Raw genomic sequence first — 23,086 nt, 5'->3', positions numbered from 1 at the left:
ACCGCACGTATCGTGGGCGCACCTGGAACCCACTCCGCCTTTGCGATGCTCTATCTCCTTTTTGTCCTGTTCGGCTGCCTGACTGGCTTGACCACTGTTTTGTTCGGCTTCGGCGGCGGGTTTGTGGTGGTGCCTTTGCTTTACCGCGCATTGAGCGCCGCCGATGCGCATGGGCCAGGCCAGTCCGCCATGCATATTGCCGTCGCGACCTCAACGGCGGTGATGATCCTGAGCGCCTCGCTCGCCACGCGCAAGCATCGCCTGGCAGGCAACATCCTGTGGTCCTATGTGTGGCCGCTGGGGGGATTCATCGGGTTGGGCGCCATCATGGGCGCCGGCGCCGCCACGCTGGCGAGCAGCGACGTGGTTCGCCTTGCCTTTGTGGCCTACCTTGGCGTCACGCTGCTGGATTGCCTGGCACGGCGCGGATTTCTCGCGCGCGCCGGGCAGGACTCACCGCAGCGGCTCGGGCAGGCGCAGACGGTGGCGGGCGGCCTGGCGATCGGCGCAGTCGCCACGTTCCTCGGCGTGGGGGGCAGCGTCATGACCGTGCCCCTGCTGCGCCGCCGCGGCCTGAGCATGGCGCAAGCCACGGCGATGGCGAACCCCTTGAGCCTGCCGGTTGCCGTGCCGGGCACCCTGGCCTATGTGGCCATGGCGTGGTACCAGCCGGTGGCGCTGGGCAGTGGTTATCTGGGGTACATCGACCTCGCCGCATTCGGCTTGCTATCGATCGGCGCCCTTGCCGGCATCCGCCTTGCCGCCCCGCTGGCCGGGCGCATCCCCGACCGCGTGCATGCGCGCGTCTATCTCGGGCTGCTGGCCCTGGTGATGGTCAGCATGATGTTCAAGTAAGCGCGAGCCTGGCGCCGGCCGCTCAGGCCATGACCCGCGCAGCGTCCGTGCGCGCCCACCAGCGATGCTCGCCCACGGCTTCCAGCAGTGCATCGTGCTCGGAGGCCCCATCCTTCTTGGCGAGCACCACGCCAGGGCCGGCAAAGCCGCCGTCGATCCCGGCTGCGCGCGCGGCGGCGGCAACCAGCATCGCGCCGGTGCCACCCGCGCCGATCGGCTTGTCATGCTTGTAGGCCTCGCAGATGAAGAGCACGGCAGCGGGGTCGGCCTGCAGCGCATCGACATCGCCTTGCGGCACATGGACGGCATCGAACATCACGGAACCCACCGAGGAGTGTCGGCCGGAAACAGCAGCAAAGACTGATCCAAGGCAGATAGCGTGCCAAGGGCGCATCGGCATGCACAGGCGCGCTCAGGCTGGTCCTTGCCAGGCAATGCCGGGCAATGCCGGGAAGGGCACGTGGAATTTTCATGGGGATGTCAATTGTGCCGGCAACTGTCTGCGGCTTGCCCCCATGTCCGCGGGGCTGCTGTAGGCCGGCACCGACAAACCGTCGCGCCTTCTCCCTACAGCCGGCGGGGCCGCCCTTTCGTAATGTGGAGGGGTGGCAAGGCAGGGCGCATCGCAGCGCCGACGCCAAGGCCCGCTTCATCGGCTGTCGTCTTCACGGCGCCACTCTCTTTGAGGTTCTGAAACCCTGGACCCTTGAACACTGTCTTTCAACACGCTGCAAGGAGCTCACATGGCTGACAAGAATATCTCCATACTGAACGACCTGATCGAAGTTTCGCGTGACGGCGAGCAAGGCTTTCTCAAGGCAGCGGAGGATGCCCAGAATCCTGAGCTCAAGTCACTCTTCGCCAGCCGCGCCACGGACATCGCCGCCGGCGTGAGGGAATTGCAGGCACAGGTGGCGGCGCTCGGCGGCAAGCCCGAGGAACACGGCAGCGTGGCCGGCGCGCTGCATCGCGGCTGGGTCAGTCTGCGCACGGCGGTGGCCGACCGCAACGATCTCGCCATTCTGGAAGAAACCGAGAAGGGCGAGGACGTGGCCAAGAAGAAGTACGCCGACGCGCTGCAGGAAACCGAGCTGAGCGTCGAAGTCCGTGCGCTGGTGGAACGCCAGTACCAGGGCGTGCTACGCAACCACGACCTGATCCGCGACCTGCGCAACCGCTATCGCGCAGCCTGAGGCCAGCCGCCTCCCGCACGTCAGGCTCGTCATGATCGGCATGTACGACGGTGCACCCACGTTCGTCGGCCAGCATCCTATGACCAGCCCGATTCTGCTCAACGAGAGGCAAGCCGGCGCTGCCGTCGAGGGCATGCTCCGGCGAGTGGTTTTCGGACTACATGGGGCGATTGACTTTGAATACCCACGGCCTATCGATTAAGCGATGAGCCTGTCCCGCCTGTTTGAGCGGCGTGCAACCGGGAGCACCAGCCGCGGATGCAATGCAAGCGAGTGTGACCAAACGCGACCGGGGCGGCACGAATCTCACGAACGGCGCAGGCTTGCTCCCCTTGAAATTTGGGTGGCCAATTACTATTTTATTTTTGCTCAGGCAGTCGCGACCATTGCGCGCTGCGTGTTTCTGTTTGTTTGCCAGCGGCTTGGCAGGTGGATGGGAGCGCGTTGCCCCTTCGCCTCCTTGCTGCGTCGAAGGAGGATACAACCATGAGCGATCTTTTCTTTGGAACTGACGTCTTCAGCGAACTCGACCGCATACAAAGGCAGATGGCGAGCTTGTTCGGCGGCTTCCCATCCAGCATCCGCTCCGGCCGCTTCGGGGCATTTCCCCCCGTCAATATCGGCGCCACGGACGATTCCATCGAGATCGTCGCGTTCGCACCGGGGCTCAAGCCAGACAAGTTCGAGGTGTCGATCGACAAGGGCTTGCTGACCATCAGCGGCGAGCGCGAAACGGCGCAAGCGGAGGATGATCCGGAGGTCCGGCTGTACGCGCAAGAGCGATTCACAGGCACGTTCCGGCGCGTCGTCGAATTGCCGCAGAGCGCCGACCCGGACAAAGTTCAGGCGCGCTATGCCAACGGCTGCCTGTCTATCAGTGTCGGTAAGCGCGAAGCCTCGAAGCCCCGGGCGATCACGGTCCAATAACGCGAGGAGAATGCCATGAACGAAACTACCCAAATGGTTGAACGCAACCAGAATGCGGTGACAAAAGATCAGGAAGACAGGTCGACGCCGACGATGACGCTGCTTCCCGCGGTCGACATCGTCGAGGACAGCAACGGCGTCACCCTCTGGGCCGACCTTCCAGGTGTGACCAGGGACAAGCTCGAGGTGAATGTTCACGACGGCAACCTCCATATCGAGGCGGAAGCGGTCGTGCCCACCCCCCAAGGACTGCGGGTGCAACACGCGGAAATTCGCCAGCCGCACTTCGCACGCGCTTTCTCGTTGAGTGCGGACCTTGACGCGTCGAAGATCGAGGCGAACCTGCAGGACGGCGTGCTCAAGCTGACGATCCCGCGTCGCGACGAAGCGCGCCCACGCCGCATTGCCGTCAACGTCGCGTGAGTTGCCGTCGCCCGCCGGGTAGCGGTGGCGTCCGCAAGGGCGCCACCGCAGTGCCCGCGGAAATTGGCTGGACATTCGGTGAGGACAAGATGAAAACCGATCTGGGTAAATGGAACCCCTTCAAGTTCCTACGCAAATCGACAGAGGACAGGCAGCCGACGGGCGAGTCATCAAATGTTCCCGCGCCAAGGCACCGGACACCGGACTGGCCTGACGTTTCGCGGCTGTTTTCAAGCGACCCATGGCGTGCGATGGGCGAGCTTCTGCATGAACCCTTCGCGGGCTTCGGGGGCCTGGATCGATGGTTCGGTGACTTCAGTTCGTCGCGCTTCCAGCCACGGATCGATGTGGTCGATGATGGCACGGCGCTGAGGATTACGGCGGAGCTGCCCGGCATGGATCGCGAGGACCTGCAGACCACCATCGAAGATGGCGCCCTGGTGTTGCGGGGTGAGAAGAAGCAGGACACTCGGAGCGAGGAAAACGGCTGCTACCGGCTGGAGCGGGCATATGGCGCCTTCATGCGCAGTATTCCGCTGCCAGATGGCGTCGACCTTGATCACGTCGAGGCGAACTTCGACCGCGGTGTATTGACGCTGCGTCTGCCCAAGACCGGCGCGTCGCAGTCTGCGGTGAGGAAGATCGAGGTGAAGTGAGCGGGAGATGCGAGCTGCCTCAAGGGCATGGACTCGCGTGAGCCTGCTGCGCTCCGCCGGGATGTTCCTGCTGGCCATGCAAGGTAGCACCTCCGCGGTTCCTTTCTGGCATACGCGGTGCTCGGAACGTGCGGTGCGGCTTGCAACCCTGCAGCGAATCCACGTGCGAAGCTGAGGTCTTGAAATCGCGGGACTGGCCTCTATTTCCGCGGAAAACGCTTCCCGAGAAGGAGACTTCGATGAAATTCGATTCTGAGTGGGTGACGCTAGGCAGGCATCGGGTGCGGCTCAAGTGCACGCGCGGCTTCCCTACCGAGCGGACGCGGCGCGTGGCGGAGTTGGTCACCATCGCGATCGATAACAACCTCAGCGCGCGGGCCCGGTTGGTGGAAGTCACGGCACAAGGCGATGCTTACGTGATCAGCATCGGCACGACGTTCGAAAAGGACAGAGAGGCGGCGCCCCACCTGGAGGTGGCCCTTGCCACGATGTTCGGCCTGGCGCTCGAGCAGGTCACGATTGACGTTGTTGTCGTCAGTCAAACAGAGGTGGATACGCATTTTGGCGTGTATGAGCGGATGCTGGCCGAAAAGCTCGGTGCCGTGCCGCCCATTCAGAGAAGCGCCAGAATTCGGCTTCTGGGCCAGTGACGCTCGTGGCGCGAATCCAGGCATCGGCGTTAAGGCTCTCAAGCACGAACAGTGTCAGGACTGGCCGGCCCGTCAAGCTCATGATCACGGTGATTGGATGAGGAGCAAGGCGATGAACATCCGTCCACTACACGATCGCGTCATCGTCAGACGTCTGGAGGCTGAACACAAGACGGCCGGCGGCATTGTCATCCCCGAAACTGCCGCTGAAATGCCGGACCAGGGCAAAGTCCTGGCCATCGGCCCCGGCAAGCGCCTGGGCGATGGCCGTGTCAGCGCGCCGAGCGTGAAGATCGGCGAGCGCGTGCTATTTGGCAAGTATACGGACAGCACCGTCAAGCTTGCAGGCGAGCACGTGCTGGTCATGCATGACGAGGACATTCTGTGCGTCGTCGGATAGAGGAAGGAACATAAGGCCAGAGTCTCGCGAGGAGTCTCATCATGGCAGCCAAGGAGATCCAGTTTCAGGAGTCCGTCGCCGCCACATCGTGGCGGGTGTCAACCTGCTGGCCAACGCGATCAAGGTCACGCTCGGTCCCAAGGGGCGTAATGTGGTCCTCGAGCGATCGTTCGGGGCCCCGTTGATTACCAAGGATGGCGTGTCGGTCACCAAGGAAATCGAGCTTCGCGACAAATTCGAAAACATTGGGGGCCCAGTTGGTCAAGCAGGTTGCGGCCAAGACTTCCGACGTGGCCGCGTGGCGGTCTCCGGCCATGACAGCCGCGCGCGCTGCCGACCTTGTGCTGGGCGGCACGCCCGGGTGCGGGACGGCTTCGCCGGCTGCCTGTGCGCGCTGGCCGACGCGCCGGAGCCCGGCACTGCCTGCGCGCCCGCGATCGGCGCAGGATTGGCATCCCGCCCATAAGCCTTCTAAGATCAAGTCACACTCACCCGTCCAGGGACATGACCATGACCAATGCGAGCAAACCTGCAGCGCCGACGCCTCACAAGGCGCCCGCACCATCCAAAACCAAGCCATCGCCTGCCAGCAAGGCCGACCACGCGGAAGAAGAGCTCGACGAAGCCCTGAGGGAAACCTTTCCCGCAAGCGACCCGATTTCGGTGGACCACGGACGCGTCACCCGGCCTGCGAAGTAGCCCCTGCACCGGGCCGCCCCGCTAGACCAGTTGCCGCAGCTGCGCGACGACTTTCATCAGTTGCCCGTGCGCCACGATCACGCCTGACTCGTCCTGCAGCGCTTGCTGGTAGCGGTCACGAAACGCCGGGGCGCTGTCGGGTCCAAACAGTTTCTCGGTGGCCGCGGCCACCGCCTTGCAGGTTTCATCGTGATGCTCGGGCGCGTCCAGCTCTTCGTCGATCTCGATGATCAGCCGCGAGAGCGGGTCCAGCCAGCGGAAATAGGTCTCCTCGGTCACAACCTGCACGAACAGCCCGGCCGGGATCGGGCCATGCAGGCGTTCGTACTCCACGCGATTCAGCGCGATCACTTCCTTGTGCACCTTCAGGAGCGCGGCCCGCAGGGCGCGCAGGCCGCTGCGGCGATCCTCCTGCTTGGCCAGGAATTGCTCGTGTGACATAGCCGTTCTCCTTTTCTTGTTGGCTCAGTGGGGCTGCTTGTCAGTATAGGCAGGAGGGCGCGCCCGGCGGTGGGCGCGTGGCTTGGCAGCAACCCCTAGGGTTAGCGCTGGCTTGCCTTGCGGGATGCCTTGTTGGCATACATGGCCGCATCGGCCTCGGCCAGCAGCGCGGTGGTGCCATCGTGGCGCGCCGCATCGAACTGGACGGAGCCGACGCTGAACGCGATGTCATAACCTCGCGCCGCCTGCTCGTTGATCGCATCCATGGCCGTCTTCAGGCGTGCCAGCGTGGCTTGGCACAGCGCGGCGTCGGAGCTGGTCAGCAGCGCCACGAACTCATCGCCGCCCAGGCGGCCGATCACATCGGAGTCACGCAGCGACTGGCGCAACTGCGCGGCAAAGACTGACAGGGCGCGGTCGCCTTCGGCATGGCCGAAGCGGTCGTTGATGCCTTTGAAACCATCCAGGTCGAAGAACAGCAGCGTGGCGGGCTTGTCCAGCCGCAAGCACACATTGAGCGCGTGTTGCGCCAGCGCCGAGAAGCCGCGGCGATTGGACAACAGCGTCAGCTCGTCCATGGTGGCCAGTTGCAGCGCGGCCAACTCCTGCTCGGCCATGCGAGCCAGATCGCGCAACAAGGCGCGGTCTTCCTCGCCGAACTCGCGCGGCTGCACGTCGATCAGGCACAGCGTACCCAGCTTGCTGCCGTTGGCCACCGACAACGGACAGCCCGCATAAAAGCGGATGCCGGGCTCGTCCACGACCAGCGGGTTGTCGTGAAAGCGTTCGTCGAGCAGCGCGTCGGGCACCAGCAGGATGCCGTCATCGAGGATCGCGTGCCCGCAGAACGAGACCTCGCGAGGGGACTCGGTGGAAGACAAGCCAATGCAGGACTTGAACCACTGGCGGTTGGCGTCTACCAGGCTGACCAGCGCAATGGGTACGCCAAACAGGCGCCGCGCCAGCCGGGTCAGGCGGTCGAAGCGCTCTTCCGCCGAGGTATCGAGGATATTCAGGGCACGCAGCGTGTCCAGCCGAAGCTGTTCGTTGGCGGGGATCGAAGGCGGCGTCATAGGGGTTCGGCGACTGGCAGGGGATGGTGTGCGACATCACGCTCTCGGGCTGCGATTGCACGCGCACCGCCTGTATATCGGCATACCCGGCGCGTATTGTAGTGGCTTGCGGAATTCAAACAGGCAATCGAAGAGGCAATCGAACAGGCATTCGAACAGGCATTCGAACAGGCATTCGAGCGATGTCCATGGCCTCAGCAGCGCAGCCGCGCCTGCTGATCGCGCAGGTTGCGGTAGCGCCGGCGGTAGTCCTCCTGCTCTGGCAGGCGAGCCCGGCGGCGCGCACTGTAGTCGGACTCCAGCAGCCGCATCTGGTTGGCCAGCCAGTAACACTGGTTGACCTCGGTGCGGGCGGCCTCGTTTTGCTCGCGCACCAGCCGCGCCTGGTATTCGCGCTCCTCCGCCTCGCGCTTTTTCAGGAACTGCTGGTTGGCCGCGTCGGTAGCCGGTTCGGGGCTGATACGAGAGAGATTGCCGCCCAGCGCCGCGCCCTGCCAGCCGGCCGGGCACGGGGCGTCGGTGTAGAGCGTTTTGTTGCCGCTTACGCATTTGCCGGCGTGGGCCGCGCCCATGCAGCAGACAAGCGCAAGCAGGACAAGCCAGTGCCGCATGGCAGTCTCCCGTTGGCACCGCCGGTGGCGGCCGCCGTGATTGTCGATCTGGAATCTGGTGGGCGTGTGCGCAACCCGGCCCATATTCTTGTCCGTCCCAGGGCGGCTTGTCCAGCGGTGCCGACCGTTCTCCCATGATCCTGGCGCCCTTGCATTCTCGGCAATAGAATCAGATTTGAGACGTTCTCCTTGCATCAAGGAGAACTACACGTGGAAGGCGGCATCAGCTGTCACCGCTCGGCATCCTCGTCCAGCACGCCGATCAGGTCAGCCGCCACCGAGCGCCGCGCATCCGCCGCCCGGAAGTACCGCACCAGCGTCGCCACGCTGGTGTGCCCCGTCATGGCCATGGCCTCGGCCATCGGCACCTGGCGCGAAGCGGCCTCGGTCACAAAGCCCGAGCGCAGCGAGTGCGCCGAGAAATCTCCCTCCAGCCCGGCCGCCTCGCAACGCTGCCTGACGATCTTGCGCACGGCGGCGTCGGACAGCGCTTCGCCCACATGCCCGCCACGGCGCACGCGCCGGAAGATCGCGCCATCGCCAATCGCTGCCGCCTTTAGCCAGGCCTCCAGCGCCGCGCCCGCCGCGCCGATCACCGGCTTGGCGTTGTCCGGCAGGTCGGCTCCGGCCTGGTTGGTCTTGGACCAGCCCAGTTGATAGACGAACTCGCCCGGCGCGAGGCGCCGCAGGTTGGCCAGGGTGGCGCCCGCCACCTCGGAGCGCCGCCGGCCACCGCTGGACCAGGCGAACAGCAGCAGCGCACGGTCGCGCAGGCCGATCAGCGAATCGTCGCAGGTCTCCAGTAGCCGGGATAACGGCTCACGCGTCAGCGCCGCCTTGCGCGCCGGGCGCTCGCCGCGCTTGGCATAGGCCCGGCGCGTGCGCGCCACCAGCTCACGCACGGCCGCGTCGGCACAGGGGTTATCCAGGTTTTCCAGCCGATGCGCCTTGGCAATCACGGCCAGCCGGTGCATCAGCGTGGCCAATGCCGGCGGGCCTGTACGCGCCTTGAGGCCACGCGCGACCAGTGCCGCGTCGATGGCCGGCGGCAATTCGCTGACCGGGCCCTGGGGCGTGGTCCGCGTGGCGTGGTCTACGACAAACTGGATGATGACCGCCGGCTGCAGGGGAAGGGCGATCGGCTGGCCGTAGCGCAGCGCGAACCAACCTGCCCAATACCGTAGGGCGGAACGATAGCTGGCCACCGTGTTGGCGGATTCGCCCTCGCGGTACAGCGCTTCGGCGGCCTGGCGGCCAAGCGGGTCGAGTTCGGACGGGCGCAGCGGCGCGGGAAAATCGGCATGAGCGAGCTTCAGGCTGGAGGAATCGGGGTGCTTTGGCGAGTTTTCGGCCTTGTCACCGAGGAATAAGAGTGGCCCTTGTGAAATCATAATAAATATGATGTATGCTGTATTAAATTATACACCAACACCAGATAAGGCGCGATAACCATTCATTATCGTGCCTTATCTTTGGGGCGAGATCCAACGCCGCCAAAAAACTTGCCCGGACCATGCAAAACGCCAATCTGCCCGCCACGCGCTCCCGTTCCATCACCCAGCAAGATGTCTGGCAAGCCGCCGATGCCTTGCTGCTGGCCGGCCAGCGCCCCACCATCGAACGGATCCGGCTGCATCTTGGGCGCGGCTCGCCAAACACCGTCAGCCCGCACCTGGATGCCTGGTTCGCCGGGCTGGGCGCCCGTTTGCAGGACCCGCAGGCGTTTGCGGCGCCAGCGAACCTGCCTGAGCCAGTGAACCAGGCCGCACGCTATCTATGGGATGCGGCACAAGCCGAGGCCCGGGCCACCGTGTCGGCGAGCTATGCCACGCGAGAATCGGAACTGGCGCTGGCGAGGGCAGCCGTCGAGGCGGAGCAGGCCGCGCTGGCGCAGGAGCGCGCCATCCTGATGGCAAAACTGGACGCCGCCGACAACGCCCTGGCCGAACTGGCGCGCGCCCGCGATGAAGCCAGCGAACGCGCCGCCCGCGCCGAGGCGCAACTGGTGGCGCAGCAAGCGGAGAACGACGCCATGCGTGCCGCGCTGGGACGCGCGCAGCAAGAGAAGGACGCGCTGCTGCGCGATACCGCTAGCCAGCGCGCCGCCTGGGACAAGGAGCGCGAAACCATGGCGGATCGATTTGGCGCCAATGAGCGGCGCATGGCGCTGGAACTGGACGGCGCGCGGGTAGCGCTGCGCGAAGGGCAGCGTCAGTTGGACAACGAGCGCAAGGCGGCCCAGCAAAAACTGGCCGACGCGGCCGAAGCCGCGGGGCGGCAGGCCGAGGAACTGGCAAAGGTAGGGAATGCCGTGGCTGTGCTGGATGAGCGGGTCCGGCAGCAGGATGGCTTGCTGGCCGAGTACCGGCAGCAATTGGAAAACCGGGGAGAGCCGGACGCGGATATCGCGCGGGCAGCACGCCCGCCAATACGAAAGAGTCGCCCGATCAGGCCCGCCCGGCCACCGAGATTCAAGGTGTGAGGAGGGTCTATCCTGATGCTAGATCTAGCATTGACAGTAGGGCGCAACCGGTTGAATTTATTGGAAATCTCCGGAATGTTTCCACACCGGAACACCTAACACCTGACATTTGGACATGCCGATAAGCCATTGATCTTCATGCATTTCCATGACCCGACTCCTTTATGTCCCCCTTAGCAAGTGCTTCTGGATTTTCCCGCTCGTGGTCTTCGGCAGCGCATCGACAAAGTGATACCGGCGCGGCCGCTTGTAGGCAGCCAGGCGGTCGCCATGCACCAGGAAGCCGTCGAGCAATGCCGCGGTAGCTTGTGCCCCGGGCTTGACCACCACATAGGCGCCGACAACCTGCCCCCAGGTAGCATCCGCCTCGCCGATGACCGCCACTTCCAGCACGGCAGCGTGCTCGATCAGCGCATCCTCGACTTCCCGCGGATACACGTTCTCGGCGCCCGAATTGATCATGTAGTCGATGCGATCGCGCACCCACAGGTAGCCGTCCTCGTCCAGGCTGCCGAGGTCGCCGGTGTGGTACCAGCCGTGGGCCAGGGCGCGCGCATTGGCATCCGGGCGGTTCAGGTAGCCGGCCATCATGCACGGGCCGCGCACCAGGATCTCGCCGACTTCTCCGGGTGCGCAAGGCTGGGCCGGATCGGTCGGGGCGTCGTCCTCGCGCAGCACTGCAACCACCAGGTCGTGATTGAGCGAGGGCAGGCCGGCCGAGCCGGCGTGGCTGAGCTGCTCATGCGGATACAGCACGGACATGCAGGGCCCCATCTCGGTGGTGCCATACACCTGCACCAAGCCCGCGCCAACCACGCGGTCCCACTCGCGGATCAGGTGCGGCGCCATCGATGCGCCGCCGTACTCCACCAGCCGCAGCGACGACACATCGCGCGCGTGGGCGTCCGGGTGGTTGAGCAGCATGCCGACCATGGTCGGCGCGGCGAAGAAGTGCGTGACTTTCTCGGCCTCGACCAGTTGCCAGGCCTCGCCGGCATCGAAGCGCCGCTGCAGCACCTGCGTGGCGCCCAGTTGCAGGCGCGGCAGGAAGCTGGTGTGCAGCTCCGCCGTGTGGTTCAGCGGCGCAATCGACAAGCCCACGTCCTCGCGCGACAGCGTCATGGCCTGATGCATCATGGCGTTGTGCGCGAGCTTGCTGCGGTGCGTGTGCAGCACGCCCTTGGGGCGGCCGGTGGTGCCGCTGGTGTACATCAGGATGCAGGGATCGTTCTCAATCACGGCGATGCCGGGCGCGTCATGCGGCTGCCCCGCGGCCAGCGTGGCCAGGTGGTGCGTGGCAAAGGCCGGTGCCGGCTCGGGGTCCGCGTAGATCCAGCGTGTTGTGCCCGAGGCCAGCTCGGCGGCTTTTTCCACCACGGCGCAGCCTTCCTGCTCGAACAGCAGGGCGCTGGCCTTGCCGTCCTCCAGGATGAAGGCCAGTTCCTGCGCGGCCAGCCGGTAGTTGATCGGATTAAAGATCGCGCCTACCCGGGCCGCCGCCAGCATGCTGAAAACAAAGGCTGGCGTGTTGTAGAGGAACGCCGCAACCACATCGCCATGGCCTACGCCGATCGACAGCAGCGCATGGGCGTGGCGGTTCACCTGCGCGTCCAGCTCCGCATAGGTCCAGGTGCGGCGGCTCGGTCCCATGCCGGCGACCAGCGCGGTCTTGCGTGGCAGGTAGCGCGCGGGCCAGGAAAGGGTGTCGCCCAGGGTAAGGACGTGGCTCAAGGCAATGCTCCAACAGCGGGGGTGGGGGGGCGCCGGCGGGCAAGGCAAGCCGGCAAGAACGGCCGAAAGAAAGCGGTCGAATATAAAGCCAGCGTCTCTTTTTGGGAAATAACGATTTGCACTTTGCATATATGGATCCGCCAGGGCGCCCTGCGCCGAAGCCAATTGACGCAAGACGTCATGCCCGCAACTCGCTATCGTGCCAGCAAGGCCGGCGAGCCATGACTCGCCGATGACAACGGCAATCGATGACTGAGGCGAAAGGGGAAGCGCGTCCATGAACAAGCAAAGTCGGCAGGGCAAGGAAAACGTGCGGATAGGCGGCGCCTCCGGTTTCTGGGGCGACAGCGCAATCGGCCCGGTCCAGCTGGTGGACAAGGGCGACATCGACTACCTGGTGTTCGACTACCTGGCTGAGCTCACCATGTCGCTGCTGGCGGCGGCGCGGCTGAAGAACCCGGAAGCTGGCTATGCGCTGGATTTTGTCACCGGGGCCCTGCGCTCGGTGCTCAAGCCAGCCATGGAAAAGGGCATCCGCATCGTGAGCAATGCCGGCGGCGTGAATCCGCGGGCCTGTGCGGCGGCGGTGCGCAAGCTGGCCGAGGAGCTCGGCGTGACGGTGCGGGTGGCGGTGGTCGATGGCGACGACCTGCTGCCGCAGCTCGACGCGCTGCGCGAGGCAGGCACGCGCGACATGCAAAGCGGCGCCGCGATGCCGGCCCGCATCCTGACGGCCAACGCCTACCTGGGTGCCATGCCGATCCGGGCCGCGCTGGATGCCGGCGCGGATATCGTGATCACCGGGCGCTGCGTGGACAGCGCGGTGACGCTGGGCGTGCTGATGCACGAGTTCAACTGGAGCCCCACCGACTACGACCTGCTGTCCGCGGGCAGCCTGGCGGGGCACATCATCGAGTGCGGCTGCCAGGCCACCGGCGGCCTGCACACCGACTGGGAGCAGGTACCGGACTGGGCCAATATCGGCTACCCGGTAGTGACCTGCCGGGCGGATGGCACCTTCCTGGTCGGCAAGCCGCCCGGCACCGGCGGGCTGGTCAGCCCGGCCACCGTCGGCGAGCAGATGCTATACGAGATAGGCGATCCGGCCGCCTACCTGCTGCCTGACGTGATCTGCGATTTCACCGGCGTCACGCTGCGCCAGGCCGGGACGGACCTGGTGGAAGTCCAGGGCGCCAAGGGCCGCCCGCCTAGCGCCAGCTACAAGGTCTCGGCCACCTATGCCGACGGCTATCGCTGCTCGGCGCAACTGACCATCGTGGGCTTCGATGCCGTGCGCAAGGCGCGCCGCAGCGGCGAGGCCTTCCTGGCACGCACGCGCGGCATGCTGGCACGGGCCGGGCAGCCGGATTTCACCGAGACCCGGCTGGACGTGCTGGGCACCGCCGCGGCCTTTGGCCCGCATGTGCCGCAACCTGCCTTGTTCGAGGCGGTGATGTGGCTGGCGGTGACGCATCCGGACAAGCGCGCGCTGGAGATGTTCGCGCGAGAGATTGCGCCGGCAGGCACTTCATGGTCGCCCGGCACCACCGGGGTAGGCGGGCGGCCATCCGTCAGCATGGCCATCAAGCAGTTTCCCTTCCTGGTGCCAAAAACGCGGGTCCAGCCCGCCGTGTGGCTTGACGAGCAGCCGGTGCCGCTGCCCGCGACCATGGCCTGCGCAAGCGATGCGCCAAGTGGCACGGTGCCGGCGGCCGAGCCAGCCCGCGCGTCGACGCCATCTGCCGCTACCGAGCCTGCCGCAGACTGGGTCGATGTGCCGCTGATCCGGCTGGCGTACGGGCGTAGTGGCGACAAGGGCGATTTTTCCAACATCGGCATCATCGCGCGCGACGCCGCCTACCTGCCGCTGATCGCAGCGCAGTTGACAGAGGCTGCGGTGGCCGCGTTCCTTGCGCACAACGTCAAGGGCAGGGTGACGCGTTACTTCCTGCCCGGCATCGGCGCCTTCAACTTCCTGTGCGAGCAGGCGCTGGGCGGCGGCGGCATGGCGTCGCTGCGCAACGATCCGCTGGGCAAGGGGATGGGCCAGGTCCTGCTGGCCATGCCGGTGCGGGTGCCGCCGGCGCTGGCGCGGGCACTGGGCGCCTGAGCCAGGCCGGATGGGGTCTATCCCGATGCCGACGGCATGCGGCATCGGGATAAACCCCCATCCGGCGCCTCTTCAGCCGCCTTCGCTGGCATCATGACGCTGGCGCGCAAGGCCGCAGGGCGGCTGCCCGCGCGTTCTTGCCGAACCAGGCGCCAGCCGTCAGCCACATCAGCCACATCAGCCACGCGCGGCGCCGCGAACAGTGAGACCCAGATGCAGCCAGTTTTGCCATGCACACCGGACGCCACGGACCTGCCATGCAGGCGCCCGAGCGGAAGTTTCATGTGGATCGACCCCGACCGCGTGCTCTACGTTGGGCTGCTCGGCGCGCCGTCGGTGCGCTCGATCGGCGCCATCCTGCTTTATGTGGCGCTGGACGCGCCGTTTCGCCTGAGCGTGGCGGATGGCGAGTGGGAAACCGCCGAGATCGCCTTCGTGCCGCCCTACGCTGCGCACCGCATCGCTTCCGACAGCCGCAGCCTGTGCGGCTTCCTGATCGAGCCCGAGACCGTCGATATGTCCCGCTTGCCCCTGCCGCTGCGCGGTCCGGGCGGCGCACTGGCGGCCCCGCGGATGGCGCAGCATGCGCGCGACCTGATCACCCAGTTGCGCGGCATGCGGCGGCCGGAGCTGGGCGCCGGGCTGCTCGATGCGCTGCTGCTGGGCGAGCCGCTGGCGCCGCGTGCGCTCGATCGGCGCATCGATGCGGCGGTGCGTCAGATCAAGGCCGACCCGGGCGGGCGTAGCGCCGCCAGCGACCATGCGCGCGACGCCAACTTGTCGTTTTCCCGCTTCCTGCACCTGTTCAAGGAGGAGGTCGGCACGCCGTTCCGCACGTTCCGCACCTGGAAGCGCGCCCGCAGCCTGCTGCACTACGTCACCCAGGAGGCCAACCTGGCCGAGGTCGCGCTGGATACCGGCTATCCGGATTCCACGCACTTCAGCCACTCCATCCGCCGCGTGTACGGTCTCAAGCCGCGCGACATCTTCGCGGGCTCGCGCAAGCTCGCGCTGCATGGCCTGCCGCCAATGACTGCCTATCGCCCCGCGTAGCTGGCCAGGCGGCGATCACTTTGCACAAGACCAATGGCGCGCCGCGCGCCAGAATCGAAGCCATCGAACCTTGCCAAGCCTGCCGCCAACGGCAGCCGGATACGCCCCATGAAAGCAACCTGCCAGGACCTGCTGGACGAGTACCGCGAGCTGGCCGCCCTTTGCGCCACGCTCACCCCCGCGCAATGGCGCGAGCCAAGCGCCTTCTATGACTGGAGCGCCTGGGACGAGATCGCCCACCTGTGCTACTTCGACCAGACCGCGCTGCAGGCTGCCACCGACCCGCAAGCCTTCCTGCGCGACGCGCAAGCGCTCAATGCGCTGATGGCAGGAGGCGGGCATATCAGCGCCGTGGCGCGCGATACCTACGGCCACCTGGACGGCCCCGCCTTGCTGGCGTACTGGCAGCCACTGTACGAGCAGCTGGTGCGCACGCTGGCCGCGCTCGACCCCAAGGCCCGCCTGCCCTGGTACGGTCCACCCATGAGCGCCCGCAGCTTTGCCACCGCGCGGCTGATGGAGACCTGGGCCCATGGCCAGGACATCTGGGATACGGCGGGCCAGGCCCGCGCGCCCACCGCCCGCCTCAAGCACATCGCGCATATCGGCGCCACCACCTACGGCTGGACCTTCGTCAACCGCGGTGAGCCGGTGCCGGGGCCCGCGCCTTATATCGCGCTGAGCGCGCCCGATGGCAGCGTGTGGACCTGGAACGAACCGCAGCAGAACAACTACGTGCGCGGCAGCGCGGAAGATTTCTGCCTGCTGGTCACGCAGCGCCGCCATCTGGACGATACCCGCCTGCAATACAGCGCCGGGCCGGCCCGGCAATGGCTGGCGCAGGCCCAGTGCTTCGCCGGGCCGCCCGCCACCGGGCCGGCTGCCGGCACGCGCGTGTTGCGCACGGCTTCGGCAGGGTGAACGGCACCGCAGCGCCCATTCAGGCCGCGCACGGCGAGCCGCTGGTCCCGGCGCTTGCCGCCGGGATCGACGCAGCGCTGCGCAAGCTCAGCGCCGACGCCGGCGAAACCTGCCTCTCCGAGCACGCCTTCGCCAACCTGTACCTGTTCCGGCAAGCGCACGCCTACCGCTATGTCGGCGGCGACCATCCGCATATCAGCGGTGTGACCTATGACGGCGCGCGCCACGTGCTGCCGCTGTTCGCGCTGGAAACCGCACCGGTTGACGTGCTGCGGGCGCTGCTGCGCGAGCACGCCTGCTTCTATCCGCTGTCCACGGCCCAGGTCGCGCGGCTCGACCCCGCCATCTTCACCTGGACGGCATCGCGCGCCGACGCCGACTATCTCTATCCCGCCGCCAACTTCACAGCCTATCGCGGCACGACGCTGGCCAAGAAGCGCAACCTGATGAAGCAACTGCTGGCCACGCATGCCGTCACCGCGCGCGCCTACCACCCGGGGCTGGCCGACCAGGCCCTGGCCGTGCATGAAGGCTGGATGCAAGCCAAGCACAAGGCGCACGGCGAAGCCGACGACACCCCCTGCGGCGAGGCCCTCCAACACGCCGAACGACTCGGCCTGGAAGGCTTCCTGTACGAGATAGCAGGGCAGCCCGTGGGTTTCGTGCTGGCGCAGGAGATCCGCCCAACGGTCTTCGCCATGCGCTTCGCCAAAGGCCTGGCAGCCTGCAAGGGCATCTACCAGTACATGTTCCACCACTTCTGCACGGCGTATCCACGCCCGGTAGCGTGGCTGAATTTCGAACAGGACATGGGGCTGGACAACTTCCGTCAGACCAAGCTCTCCTATGCGCCGAGCGCGTTGCTGCCGAAGTTCAGGGTGCAATTGCGGGTGAGTTGACGTACTTCCGGCATCTGTCACACAAAGGCACAAAGGCAGATCGACGCAAAGGCAGAACGGCGCGAAGCAGCACAGCCAGTTCTCGCAAGACCCTGCCGGCTCCCACCCCTACCATGGCTTCACACCGGCGCACCGCCCCTGAACAGTGAACCCACATGGCAAATATCGAATCCAGACTCTCCGCCGGCAGTGAAGCATTCCAGGCCAACCGCGCCGGCATGCTGGCACTGCTGGAGCGTATCCGCGCCTTCGAGCAGCGCGCCGCCAGTTTGTCCGCCGCCTCGCGCGAGCGCTTCGAGAAGCGCGGGCAGTTGCTTCCGCGCGACCGGCTGGCATTGCTGCTGGACCCGGGCGCACCGTTTATCGAATTGTCGTCGCTGGCCGGGCTGGGGCTGGACAACCCCGACCTGGACAAGAGCGTGCCCGGCGGCGGCCTGATCGCGGGCATCGGCTTTGTGTCGGGCCTGCGCTGCATGATCAGCGCCTCGGACTCAGGCATCAACGCCGGCGCCTTGCAACCCAAGGGGCTGGACAAGCAGCTGCGGGTGCAGGAGATCGCGCTCGAGAACAAGCTGCCCTATGTGCAGCTGGTGGAGAGTGCCGGCGCCAACCTGATGACCTACAAGGTCGAGGATTTCGTGCGGGGCGGCAACCTGTTCCGCAACCTGGCGCGCCTGTCGGCCGCCGGGCTGCCGGTGGTGACGGTGACGCATGGCTCGTCCACGGCGGGTGGGGCTTACCAGACCGGCTTGTCGGACTACATCATCATGGTGCGCGGCCGCTCGCGCGCCTTCCTGGCAGGCCCGCCGCTGTTGATGGCAGCGACGGGCGAAGTGGCCACCGAGGAGGAGCTCGGTGGCGCCGTGATGCATACCTCGGTCTCCGGCCTGGGCGACTACCTGGCCGAGGACGACCGCGATGCGCTGCGCATCGCCCGCGAGATCCTGGGCAAGATCGACTGGCACCGCGACCAGCCCGCCGCCGCGCCGCGCAGCTACAAGCCGCCGCGCTTTGATGCCGAGGAGCTGCTCGGCGTGATGCCGATGGACCATAAGCGGCCGGTCGACATGAAGGAGGTGATCGCGCGCATTGCCGACGATTCCGACTTCCTGGAGTTCGGCGAGAACTACGGCGGCGCCACCGTATGCGGCCATATCAAGATCGAGGGCTGGCCGCTGGGCATCATCACCAACAACGGCCCGATCGATCCGGCCGGCGCGACCAAGGCCACGCACTTTATCCAGGCCTGCTGCCAGTCGCGCACGCCCATCCTCTACCTGAACAACACCACCGGCTTCATGGTGGGCCGCAGCTATGAGGAAGCCGGCATCATCAAGCACGGCTCCAAGATGATCCAGGCGGTGAGCAACGCCACCGTGCCGCAGATCACGATCTATTGCGGCGCGTCGTTCGGCGCGGGCAACTACGGCATGTGCGGGCGCGGCTTCCACCCGCGTTTCTGCTTCTCCTGGCCCAATGCCAAGACCGCCGTGATGGGCGGCGAGCAGGCCGCGCGCACCATGGCCATCGTGACCGAGGCCGCCATGAAGCGCAAAGGCGGGCAGGCCGATGCCGACCAGCTGGAAGCACTGCAGAAAGGCATCGTCGAGCGTTTCGACCGCCAGATGAGCGTGTTTGTCACCAGCGCCCACGTGCTGGACGACGGCGTGATCGACCCGCGCAATACGCGCGCGGTGCTGGCCAATGTGCTGGCGGTCTGCCGCGAGGGTGATGCCAGGACGCCGCAAGCCATGCAATTCGGGGTTGCGCGGCCCTGACGACCAGCGACTCAGCCAGAACAGACATGCAAAAGAACGAACGGAGACCAGCGACATGCTACTGACACCCGAACACGAGGCGCTGCGCGCCACCATCAAGCGATTTATCGCCGAGCAGATCAATCCGCACGTGGACGCCTGGGAAGAGGCCGAGATCTTCCCCGCGCATGACGTCTTCCGCAAGATGGGCGATCTGGGCCTGCTGGGCCTGTCCAAGCCGGAAGAGGATGGCGGCATGGGGCTCGATTACTCCTACAGCGCGGTGCTGGCGGAAACGCTCTCCGACATCAACTGCGGCGGCGTGCCCATGGCCATCGGGGTGCAGACCGACATGGCTACCCCGGCCCTGGCCCACCACGGCAGCGCGGAGCTGCGCCGCGAATTCCTGGCGCCCGCGATCCGCGGCGAGTACGTGGCCTGCCTGGGCGTCTCGGAGGTGGGCAGCGGCTCCGACGTGGCCTCGATCAAGACCACTGCAAGGCGCGACGGCGACGACTACATCATCAACGGCGGCAAGATGTGGACCACCAATGGCACCCAGGCAGACTTCTGCTGCGTGCTGGCCAATACGTCGGACGGAGCGCCGCACCGCAACAAGACGCTGATCGTGGTGCCAATGAAGACCCGCGGCGTTTCAGTGGCCAAGAAGATCCGCAAGATCGGCATGGACTCGTCCGATACCGCGCAGCTGTACTTCGACGACGTGCGGGTGCCGCAGCGCTATCGCATCGGCGAGGAAGGCATGGGCTTTACCTACCAGATGGAACAGTTCCAGGTAGAGCGCCTGTGGGGCGCGCTCAGCTCCGCCAGCCGATGCGCCAAGGCGATCGATCTCACCATCGAGTACACCAGCGAGCGCAAGGCATTTGGCCGCTCCATCCTGGACAACCAGTGGGTGCACTACACCTTGGCCGAGCTGCAGACCGAGGTCGAAGCGCTGCACGCCCTGTGCTGGCGCGCCGTGGAGATGATGGTGCGCGGCGAGGATGCCACCCGCCTGGCCACCATGGCCAAGCTCAAGGCCGGCCGGCTGTCGCGTGAGGTGGCGGACCGCTGCCTGCAGTTCTGGGGCGGCATGGGCTACGTGCTGGAGAGCCCGATCTCGCGCATTTTCCGGGACGGGCGGCTCACCTCCATCGGCGGCGGCGCCGACGAAGTCATGATGCAGATCCTGTGCAAGTTCATGGGCACCTTCCCCCAGTCGAAGTAAGCGTTCAAAGCTAAAGACAAGAGAGCAGACCAGGCCACCATGAAGCAGCCCACGCCATTCCAAAAGATCCTGATCGCCAACCGGGGCGAAATCGCCTTGCGCGTGATGCGCAGCGCCACCGCGCTGGGCTACCGCACGGTGGCGGTCTACTCCAGCGCCGATGCCGGCGCGCGCCATGTCCAGGAAGCCGGCCAGGCGGTGTATATCGGCGAGGCGCAACCGGCGCAGTCCTACCTGCGCATCGACGCCATCATCGAGGCAGCGCGGCGTTGCGGCGCCGATGCCGTGCATCCCGGCTACGGCTTCCTGGCGGAGAATGCCGCTTTTGCCCGCGCCTGCCGCGAAGCGGGGCTGGTATTCATCGGCCCGTCGGCCGAGTCCATCGTGGCCATGGGCAACAAGGCCGGCGCCAAGCGGCTGATGATGGCCGCGGACGTGCCGTGCATCCCGGGCTACCAGGGCGAGGACCAGGACGAGGCGCGCCTGTGCGCCGAGGCCGAGCGCATCGGCTTCCCGGTCATGATCAAGGCCACGGCAGGCGGGGGCGGGCGGGGCATGCGGCTGGTGCCGCACGCGCGGGCCTTTCCCGAGCTGCTGCGCAGCGCGCGCTCGGAAGCGCAGGGCGCCTTCGGCGACCCCGAGGTGATCCTGGAGCGGGCCGTGGTGGAACCGCGCCATATCGAGATCCAGATCCTGGCGGACCGCTATGGCAACGCCATCCACCTGGGCGAGCGCGATTGCTCGGTGCAGCGGCGCCACCAGAAGCTGATCGAAGAGGCGCCATCGCCCGCGGTGAGCGCCGAGCTGCGGGCCCGCATGGGCGCTACCGCCGTGGCCGCCGTCAAGGCGATCGGCTACGAAGGCGCGGGCACGCTGGAGTTCCTGCTCGATCGCGACGGCAACTATTACTTCATGGAGATGAACACGCGGCTGCAGGTGGAGCACCCCGTGACCGAGGCCATCACCGGCCTGGACCTGGTGGCGCTGCAACTGCGGATTGCCGCAGGCGAGCCGTTGCCGCTCAAGCAGGAAGACGTACGCTTTTCCGGCCACGCCATCGAAGTGCGGCTGTGCGCCGAAGACGCCGATCAAGGCTTTATGCCGCAAAGCGGCGAGATTGCACTGTGGCAGGCCCCGTGCGCCTTGCGCGTGGAGCACGCGCTGGGCAGTGGCGCCACAATCCCGCCGTACTACGACTCCATGATCGCCAAGCTCATCAGCTGCGGTGGTACACGCGACGAAGCGCGGCGCAAGCTGTCGCAAGGCCTGGCGGACCTGGTGGCGCTTGGCGTGACCACCAACCAGGTGTTCCTTGGCCGCTGCCTCGCCCATCCCGCCTTTGCCGCGGGAGAGGCCACCACCGCCTTCATCGGCCAGCACCAGGACGCGCTGCTGCAACCCGATGCGGCACTACGCCAGCGGGCCGCCGCGCTGGCGGCGCTGCTCCTGTATGAAACCTCGCCGGAGCGCCAGCCGGGCGAGCCAGCCGCGAGCCTGGCCCCCACGCTGCCCATCGGCCTGCGCTACCGGGTCAACGGGGCGGAGCATCAGGCCAGCCTGGCATATGGCGGAGGCAATCGCTTCGCGGTTGCCATGGGCGAGGCGCGCTTTGCCTTCGAGACCATCGCGCTAAGCGCGCATTCGGTACGTTTCAGCTGCGATGGCCTGGTCGAGAGCGCTACCTTCCATCGCGACGCCAGCACGCTGCTGCTGCACTACCAGGGCACGCCGCTGCGCATCGAGGACCACACCCGGGCCGCTGCCGCCAGGGCTGGCGAGGCTGCCGGGGACGGCAAGCTGCGCGCCTCGATGAATGGCCGCGTGGTCAACGTGATGGTGGCCATCGGCGACCAGGTCGAGGCGGGCCAGCCCATGGTCACGCTGGAAGCCATGAAGATGGAGCACATCCACGTGGCCCCGGCCGCCGGCCGGGTTGGCGCCGTGCACGTACAGGTTGGCGATCAGGCCGCCGCCATGCGCGTGATCGCGGAGATCGAGTTCGAGGCGCCGCCGGCGGAGCCGGTCAAGGCTGCCGCCTGAGCCCTCCGAGTGGCCTGAGCCTGTTGCCACGGCACCCATCAGACCGCTTCCCAACCCATAGAGACAGACTAACCAGCGGAGCACCATGAGCGAATCGGAAACCCCAGCCGTCCTCCATGAAAAACGCGGCGCCGCGTTCTGGATCACCATCAACCGGCCCGACAAGCGCAACGCCATCAACAAGGAAGTCGTGGCCGGCATCCGGGCGGGCTACCGCGCTGCGCATGCAGACCCCGCCATCCGCGCCATCGTGCTGACCGGCGCCGGCGACAAGGCCTTCTGCGCCGGTGGCGACCTGCAGCCAGGCAAGGGCTTTGCCTTCGACCTCTCGCAGCCTAATGTGGACTACGCCGACATGCTGCGCGAATCCCAGCAAGCCACGCTGCCCAGCATTGCGCGGATCAACGGCACCTGCATGGCCGGCGGCATGGGCTTGCTGTGCATGACCGATATGGCGGTGGCCGCCGAGAACGCCTTGTTTGGCCTGCCGGAGGTCAAGGTGGGCGTGTTCCCGATGCAAGTGCTGAGTCTGCTGCAAACGCTGGCGCCGCCCCGGCTGGTGCGCGAGTGGTGCATCAGCGGCGAGCCGTTTTCCGCCGCCGAGGCCAAGGCCGCCGGGCTGGTCAACCACCTGGCCGCGCCGGGCGAGCTGGACGCGCGCACCGAATGGCTGGTCGCCCGCGTGGCCGACAAGTCGCCCACCGCGATCCGGCGCGGCAAGTACGCCATGCAAGCCATGGCGTCGATGAGCTTTCCCGAAGGCATCGCCTATACCGAAAGCCAGATCGCGCTGCTGGCGATGACCGAAGACGCGCGCGAAGGCCTGGCCGCCTTCAACGAAAAGCGCAAGCCGGTCTGGACCGGCAGGTAAAACAACCGGCGAGGCGCGCGCCGGGCAGGGCGCGCTGGCGGTGTCTGCAACGACTGAACAAGG

Annotated in this window: 23 protein-coding genes and 1 pseudogene; 18 read left to right on the top strand and 6 right to left on the bottom strand. The window is 66.5% G+C overall.

Translation table 11 applies throughout. The features are described from left to right. The first annotated feature begins 45 nt into the window (after window positions 1–45). A complete protein-coding gene (locus AC07XB_RS05515) occupies window positions 46–855 on the top strand; it encodes a sulfite exporter TauE/SafE family protein (RefSeq protein ID WP_492375281.1) in 810 nt (269 codons plus the stop codon). A 22-nt stretch (window positions 856–877) separates the two neighbouring features. Here the strand turns inward: AC07XB_RS05515 and AC07XB_RS05510 are convergent, their stop codons facing one another. Next, a complete protein-coding gene (locus tag AC07XB_RS05510; RefSeq protein ID WP_492375280.1) occupies window positions 878–1,249 on the bottom strand; it encodes a hypothetical protein in 372 nt (123 codons plus the stop codon). Between the two features lie 349 nt (window positions 1,250–1,598). On the opposite strand from AC07XB_RS05510, the gene AC07XB_RS05505 reads away from it, so the two are divergent. From AC07XB_RS05505 to AC07XB_RS05470, 8 genes and pseudogenes are all read left to right on the top strand, one after another. Then, entirely contained in the window at window positions 1,599–2,048 is a 450-nt protein-coding gene (locus AC07XB_RS05505) for a PA2169 family four-helix-bundle protein (protein WP_492375265.1), read from the top strand. Window positions 2,049–2,534: 486 nt separating this feature from the next. Then, window positions 2,535–2,975 carry an Hsp20/alpha crystallin family protein gene (locus AC07XB_RS05500; protein ID WP_492826587.1) on the top strand — a complete coding sequence of 147 codons (441 nt, stop codon included), beginning with the start codon at window positions 2,535–2,537 and terminating at the stop codon, window positions 2,973–2,975. Window positions 2,976–2,990: 15 nt separating this feature from the next. Beyond that, the gene (locus tag AC07XB_RS05495; RefSeq protein ID WP_492807416.1) at window positions 2,991–3,398 is read left to right on the top strand and encodes an Hsp20/alpha crystallin family protein; all 408 of its coding nucleotides are present in this window, start codon (window positions 2,991–2,993) and stop codon (window positions 3,396–3,398) included. Between the two features lie 89 nt (window positions 3,399–3,487). Beyond that, window positions 3,488–4,054, top strand: a complete 567-nt coding sequence (locus AC07XB_RS05490; RefSeq protein ID WP_492826589.1) for an Hsp20/alpha crystallin family protein — start codon at window positions 3,488–3,490, stop codon at window positions 4,052–4,054. 239 nt (window positions 4,055–4,293) lie between these two features. Further along, on the top strand, window positions 4,294–4,704 hold the full coding sequence (locus tag AC07XB_RS05485) for a hypothetical protein (protein WP_492826591.1): 411 nt from the start codon (window positions 4,294–4,296) through the stop codon (window positions 4,702–4,704). Window positions 4,705–4,816: 112 nt separating this feature from the next. Continuing rightward, window positions 4,817–5,104, top strand: a complete 288-nt coding sequence (locus AC07XB_RS05480; RefSeq protein ID WP_492375261.1) for a co-chaperone GroES — start codon at window positions 4,817–4,819, stop codon at window positions 5,102–5,104. A 41-nt stretch (window positions 5,105–5,145) separates the two neighbouring features. Beyond that, window positions 5,146–5,400, top strand: a pseudogene (locus tag AC07XB_RS05475) (TCP-1/cpn60 chaperonin family protein); the annotation flags it as partial. A 214-nt stretch (window positions 5,401–5,614) separates the two neighbouring features. Further along, window positions 5,615–5,803: a hypothetical protein gene (locus tag AC07XB_RS05470; RefSeq protein ID WP_492375260.1), complete on the top strand. Its 189-nt coding sequence runs from the start codon at window positions 5,615–5,617 to the stop codon at window positions 5,801–5,803. 21 nt (window positions 5,804–5,824) lie between these two features. Here AC07XB_RS05470 and AC07XB_RS05465 read toward each other — a convergent pair whose 3' ends face one another. The 4 genes from AC07XB_RS05465 to AC07XB_RS05450 form a co-directional block, all read right to left on the bottom strand. After that, a complete protein-coding gene (locus AC07XB_RS05465) occupies window positions 5,825–6,244 on the bottom strand; it encodes a hypothetical protein (protein ID WP_492375259.1) in 420 nt (139 codons plus the stop codon). 101 nt (window positions 6,245–6,345) lie between these two features. Further along, complete coding sequence (locus AC07XB_RS05460) at window positions 6,346–7,317, bottom strand: GGDEF domain-containing protein (protein WP_492826593.1); 972 nt, start codon at window positions 7,315–7,317, stop codon at window positions 6,346–6,348. A 194-nt stretch (window positions 7,318–7,511) separates the two neighbouring features. Further along, complete coding sequence (locus AC07XB_RS05455) at window positions 7,512–7,928, bottom strand: hypothetical protein (protein WP_492375257.1); 417 nt, start codon at window positions 7,926–7,928, stop codon at window positions 7,512–7,514. 230 nt (window positions 7,929–8,158) lie between these two features. Continuing rightward, a complete protein-coding gene (locus tag AC07XB_RS05450) occupies window positions 8,159–9,319 on the bottom strand; it encodes a site-specific integrase (RefSeq protein WP_492826595.1) in 1,161 nt (386 codons plus the stop codon). A 122-nt stretch (window positions 9,320–9,441) separates the two neighbouring features. Here AC07XB_RS05450 and AC07XB_RS05445 point away from each other — a divergent pair, with 122 nt between their 5' ends. Then, entirely contained in the window at window positions 9,442–10,410 is a 969-nt protein-coding gene (locus AC07XB_RS05445; protein WP_492807423.1) for a DNA-binding protein, read from the top strand. A gap of 162 nt (window positions 10,411–10,572) precedes the next feature. Here the strand turns inward: AC07XB_RS05445 and AC07XB_RS05440 are convergent, their stop codons facing one another. Continuing rightward, the gene (locus AC07XB_RS05440; protein WP_492375254.1) at window positions 10,573–12,141 is read right to left on the bottom strand and encodes a fatty acid--CoA ligase; all 1,569 of its coding nucleotides are present in this window, start codon (window positions 12,139–12,141) and stop codon (window positions 10,573–10,575) included. A gap of 277 nt (window positions 12,142–12,418) precedes the next feature. On the opposite strand from AC07XB_RS05440, the gene AC07XB_RS05435 reads away from it, so the two are divergent. The 8 genes from AC07XB_RS05435 to AC07XB_RS05400 all read left to right on the top strand — a co-directional run bounded on the left by AC07XB_RS05435 (window position 12,419) and on the right by AC07XB_RS05400 (window position 23,023). Next, the gene (locus AC07XB_RS05435; protein ID WP_492826597.1) at window positions 12,419–14,251 is read left to right on the top strand and encodes an acyclic terpene utilization AtuA family protein; all 1,833 of its coding nucleotides are present in this window, start codon (window positions 12,419–12,421) and stop codon (window positions 14,249–14,251) included. 282 nt (window positions 14,252–14,533) lie between these two features. Beyond that, window positions 14,534–15,304 carry an AraC family transcriptional regulator gene (locus tag AC07XB_RS05430; RefSeq protein ID WP_492375252.1) on the top strand — a complete coding sequence of 257 codons (771 nt, stop codon included), beginning with the start codon at window positions 14,534–14,536 and terminating at the stop codon, window positions 15,302–15,304. 108 nt (window positions 15,305–15,412) lie between these two features. Continuing rightward, the gene (locus tag AC07XB_RS05425; protein ID WP_492826599.1) at window positions 15,413–16,225 is read left to right on the top strand and encodes a TIGR03084 family metal-binding protein; all 813 of its coding nucleotides are present in this window, start codon (window positions 15,413–15,415) and stop codon (window positions 16,223–16,225) included. Beyond that, on the top strand, window positions 16,222–17,124 hold the full coding sequence (locus AC07XB_RS05420) for a phosphatidylglycerol lysyltransferase domain-containing protein (protein ID WP_492807429.1): 903 nt from the start codon (window positions 16,222–16,224) through the stop codon (window positions 17,122–17,124). The genes AC07XB_RS05425 and AC07XB_RS05420 overlap by 4 nt, the downstream gene beginning before the upstream one ends. 155 nt (window positions 17,125–17,279) lie before the next feature. Next, window positions 17,280–18,902, top strand: coding sequence for an acyl-CoA carboxylase subunit beta (locus AC07XB_RS05415; RefSeq protein WP_492375249.1), 1,623 nt, complete (start codon window positions 17,280–17,282; stop codon window positions 18,900–18,902). Between the two features lie 55 nt (window positions 18,903–18,957). Continuing rightward, window positions 18,958–20,112 (top strand): acyl-CoA dehydrogenase family protein, encoded by a 1,155-nt coding sequence (locus AC07XB_RS05410; RefSeq protein WP_492826601.1) that lies wholly within the window; start codon window positions 18,958–18,960, stop codon window positions 20,110–20,112. A 39-nt stretch (window positions 20,113–20,151) separates the two neighbouring features. Continuing rightward, window positions 20,152–22,152 (top strand): acetyl-CoA carboxylase biotin carboxylase subunit, encoded by a 2,001-nt coding sequence (locus AC07XB_RS05405; protein WP_492826603.1) that lies wholly within the window; start codon window positions 20,152–20,154, stop codon window positions 22,150–22,152. A gap of 85 nt (window positions 22,153–22,237) precedes the next feature. Beyond that, window positions 22,238–23,023: an enoyl-CoA hydratase/isomerase family protein gene (locus AC07XB_RS05400; protein WP_492375246.1), complete on the top strand. Its 786-nt coding sequence runs from the start codon at window positions 22,238–22,240 to the stop codon at window positions 23,021–23,023. Window positions 23,024–23,086 lie beyond the last annotated feature (63 nt).

It is taken from the genome of Cupriavidus sp. GW821-FHT02F09, from assembly GCF_059421605.1.
This window is presented reverse-complemented; position numbering and strand designations above follow the sequence as displayed.